2 protein-coding genes and 1 pseudogene are annotated in these 4,298 nt (G+C 61.4%); all 3 read right to left on the reverse strand.

Features of this window, described 5'->3' with window-relative positions; genetic code table 11:
* Nucleotides 1-160: 160 nt before the first annotated feature.
* A complete protein-coding gene (locus X728_RS1000000172000; protein WP_023833339.1) occupies nt 161-1,969 on the reverse strand; it encodes a hypothetical protein in 1,809 nt (602 codons plus the stop codon).
* Nucleotides 1,905-2,768, reverse strand: a complete 864-nt coding sequence (locus tag X728_RS1000000168140; protein WP_050589988.1) for a Ulp1 family isopeptidase — start codon at nt 2,766-2,768, stop codon at nt 1,905-1,907. The genes X728_RS1000000172000 and X728_RS1000000168140 overlap by 65 nt, the downstream gene beginning before the upstream one ends.
* Nucleotides 2,744-4,298: pseudogene (locus X728_RS1000000172005) on the reverse strand (hypothetical protein); the annotation flags it as partial. The gene X728_RS1000000168140 and the pseudogene X728_RS1000000172005, both read right to left, overlap by 25 nt.

Below are 4,298 nucleotides of genomic sequence, written 5' to 3' on the forward strand. Positions count from 1 at the left end.
GCGTGACAGTGAGCTATGCTGGAGATTGGGGTGACGAGGCTGATCAAGCCTTCCAACAGTACCAGCCTGATCCCATTACGGCGAGAGCTACCGGTCCGGAGATCGCATCAGCGCCTCTGTCGTCAAGAGAGCTGTTCTGCTTGACCCCAGCCATGGGAGCTCAACGCCCCGCGTCGGAGCGCTCCCTGCTTCTGAAGGAAGCCATTAGGTCCGCTCGGGCTTGATCGGAGGCTTGGCTGATGGACGTCGTGGTTGCTTCGCTCAGTTGCCGCCCCATGGCGCGGCTTTGCGGATTATCAATCCTCTGCCTCTTCGCCGGTCTCAACAGCGCTGTGTAATGTTCATTGTTTATGATGACGCCCCCGCTGTTCACGAGGTTGCTCCTGTCAAGTGTACTCGTCAGTCCGTCCTGGGCCTCACGCTTGTTGCCCAAGTGCCGTTCAAACGGCGCTGGCGCGACTTGTTGAGCTCGAGAGATGGGTCCCTGCTCTCCTGCGTGGCCATGAGCTTGTGCCGCGGTCTGCGCAGCGGCGTCCCCAATGGCACGAGCCTCCATGCCGACTGCGTCTTCCGGACGAGCAGCAAGGGCAATTTNCTGCGCAGCGGCGTCCCCAATGGCACGAGCCTCCATGCCGACTGCGTCTTCCGGACGAGCAGCAAGGGCAATTTCGCGCCCGAGTGCGAACTTCCGGACATGAGTTAGTGCACTGATGTCAGCGGTTTTCATATAGCGCTTGGCATCTTCATCCAGCGACCGCTCGTGAAGCCGATCCGCAATCCCCGGCTTTTTGTTTTCAACCAGGCATTGACTGAAACGTCTAAGAGCAGACCCATAGACCTCAACGGTACGGGGTTTCGGCCCCGTCGGCGCTGCCTCGTACGCTTTGATGAGAGCCGCTGTGTACTCTCTGATGAGCACGGCGTCGGCAGGGTGGGGATTCAGGGCAGGGCGGCCCACCACTGGCGCTCCGCCCGCCCACGTCTTGAGACGACCCAGTGACCCAGCCACGGCCGAGGGGCCGCCACCCCAGATCTCGTACTCCTTGCGATCCCGATCCAGCGACGAATCGTGAAGCCGATCCGCAATCCCCGGCTTGTTATTTTCAACGAGCCAATGACCAAAGCCGAAAAGAATATCTACATGGCGCTTGACCGTGATCTCCCCGACCTTACCGGCATAGAGTGCTGACCTCAGCCCTTCGACAAGGGTCGCATCGTTGGAATAAAGAGGACCCTTGTCGGGACCGGAGACCACTTTTGGGCGATCTGGCTGCACCGCCGCCGGCACAGAACGAGCATGGTCACGCAACTCGGACGGTGCGGGGGGATTCAGATCAACCACTGACGAATCCGGCGCATGATGATGGCGCGCCCTTNGGTCACGCAACTCGGACGGTGCGGGGGGATTCAGATCAACCACTGACGAATCCGGCGCATGATGATGGCGCGCCGTTGAGTGACCCGGCTGCAGCACCGAGGCACCCAGCATCGACCCACTGCCTCCGGCGTACGGCGCCGCGGCGTGTTCTTGTCCGCTCCCTTGCACCATGGGCTGCGCCTCCCATGGCAATGCACCCAGTTGATGGGTGGGGGCCTGCATCAGCACGCGAGCGCCTGAATTGCCGATCTCGCTCAGCTGCGGCTCAGTGGCAACGTCCTGCAGACGACTGTTCGGGGTCCTTTGCCTCTTCGCTGGTCTCAACTCCGCTGTATCATGCTCACGGTTGATGAGGACCTCCTCGCTTGGTAGCTGGTTGCTCCTGTCCTGTGCAGCGATCCGCTCGTCCGGCGCGCGCTGGTCGCCGTCGCGCCAGCTCAGGGGACGAAAGGACCCTGCGGGATCCGAGGCTTGGTGATGGGGCCCAGTTGGCACGAAAGACGATGCCAGAACAGCGTCGTCTTCATTAGNAGGCTTGGTGATGGGGCCCAGTTGGCACGAAAGACGATGCCAGAACAGCGTCGTCTTCATTAGCTTTCCCAGGGGGGAGATACTCTGGCCAACTGTATTCCTCCTGCGGCCCGCTGCGCTGCGCAGCGGCGTCCCCCTTGCTCTCAAGACTTTGAAATTTAAATGGGTCCCCGGGAGCAACGTCTGGCGCTGACTGGCCGAGCCGCTTGATCTGCTGGTGAAACGTCCCAACGGGGCTTTCCTTAACCGCGTCTCGGGCCTGTCGGTCCATGAGTTCAAAGTTCGTAAGATTATTTGCCGTTCCGAATGTATTGTCAGCCCTGAGGCGGGTTTGTAGTGCCTGCCGATTGACGACGAGGTTGTTGAGGTTCAGGTTATCTGGCTGCGATTGCAATCGCCCAACCAGCGCCCGCGTGCCGTCCACCACGTAGACTCCGCAATCCACCACGTTGCTCTGCTGGGCGATGCGGGATACGCCCACGCGGGTCTCCAGGCTGGCGCCCAGATTTTCTGCGAGCTCTTTTGCAAGCGTGTCATTGCATCCGTTGTAGGAGTCATAATGATAGGCAACCGGCCGTTCCCGGTCGCTGCGATCAACGAACAGCAGCGACCAATGGGTGCCGCGCTCCGCAAGAGTCTTACCGCCATCGCTCACTGGCACGAACAGGAAGTCGGCTGTGTCGTTACCGTTCTNCTTGTCGCTCTCGGAGCCCAAGCGCAGATGATAATTGGCTACGAGGGGATCCACGAACCGCGTCCGGGCGGCGAGATCTGGATTGTTCCCCTGCAACTCCTGCTCCAGGAGTTGGTAATCCCTCTGGATATGTTCGTCGCCTAGCCATTCCAATGCGCCGAGCACCCGCCCGTCTTTAGCTTTCCCAGGGGGCCTCTCTGGCCGACCCAATGCCTCCTGCGTCCCGCTGCGCTGCGCAGCGGCGTCCCCAATGGCACGAGCCTCCATGCCGACTGCGTCTTCCGGACGAGCAGCAAGGGCAATTNCTGCGCAGCGGCGTCCCCAATGGCACGAGCCTCCATGCCGACTGCGTCTTCCGGACGAGCAGCAAGGGCAATTTCGCGCCCGGGTGCGAACTTCCGGAGATGAGCTAGTGCACTGATCCTCCGGTTACCACCGGAGTTCACATAGCGCTTGGCATCTTCATCCAGCGACCCCTCGTGAAGCCGATCCGCAATCCCCGGCTTTCTGTTTTCATGCAGGTATTCACTGAAACGTATAAGAGTAGATCCATAGACCTGAATGGTACCGCGATTCGGCCCGGTCGCAGGCGCTTCTTTGTACTCTTTGATGAGAGCCGCTGTGTAATCTCTGATGAGCGCGGCGTCGGCAGGGTAGGGATTCCGGACAGGGCGGTCGACCACTGGCGCTCCGCCCGCCAACGTCTTGAGACGACCCAGTGCTCTAGCCACGATCGAGGGGCCACCCCTGCTCTCGTACTCCGAGGGGCCACCCCTGCTCTCGTACTCCTTGCGATCCTGATCCAGCGACGATTCGTCAAGCCGAGCAGCAAATCCCGGCCTGTTATTGTCAAAGAGCCAACGACCAAAGCCGAGAAGAGAATTTACATGGCGCTTGACCGTGCTCTCCTTGACCTTACCCGCGTAAGCTGACCTCAGCCCTTCGACAACGGTCGCATCGTTGGAATAGAGGGGACCCTTGTCGGGACCGGAGACCACTTTTGGAGGATCTGGCTGCACCGCCGCCGGCACAGAACGAGCATGGTCACGCAACTCGGACGGTGCGGGGGGATTCAGATCAACCACTGACGAATCCGGCGCATGATGATGGCGCGCCGNCAAATCAGCGTCGACCTTCTGCTTTTGCAACCGAGCCCACCTTTCGGCCACCGCGGCCTCGCCAACCGCGGAGGGCGTCTCCTCAGCCCCGGCGAACGCTGGCCCGGCAGGCGCCGCCGGCACAGAACGAGCAGGGTCACGCAACTCGGACGGTGCGGGGGGATTCAGATCAACCACTGACGAATCCGGCGCATGATGATGGCGCGCCCTTGAGTGACCCGGCTGCAGCACCGAGGCACCCAGCATCGACCCACTGCCTCCGGCATACGGCGCCGCGGCGTGTTCTTGTCCGCTCCCTTGCATCATGGGCTGCGCCTCCCATGGCAATGCACCCACTTGATGGGTGGGGGCCTGCATCAGCACGCGAGCGCCTGAATTGCCGATCTCGCTCAGCTGCGGCTCAGTGGCAACGTCCTGCAGACGACTGTTCAGGGGCCTTTGCCTCTTCGCTGGTCTCAACTCCGCTGTATCATGCTCACGGTTGATGAGGACCTCCTCGCTTGATAGCTGGTTGCTCCTGTCCTGTGCAGCGATCCGCTCGTCCGGCGCGCGCTGGTCGCCGTCGCGCCAGCTCAGG

It is taken from the genome of Mesorhizobium sp. L103C119B0 (genome assembly GCF_000502235.1).
In the GTDB taxonomy this organism is placed as follows: domain Bacteria; phylum Pseudomonadota; class Alphaproteobacteria; order Rhizobiales; family Rhizobiaceae; genus Mesorhizobium.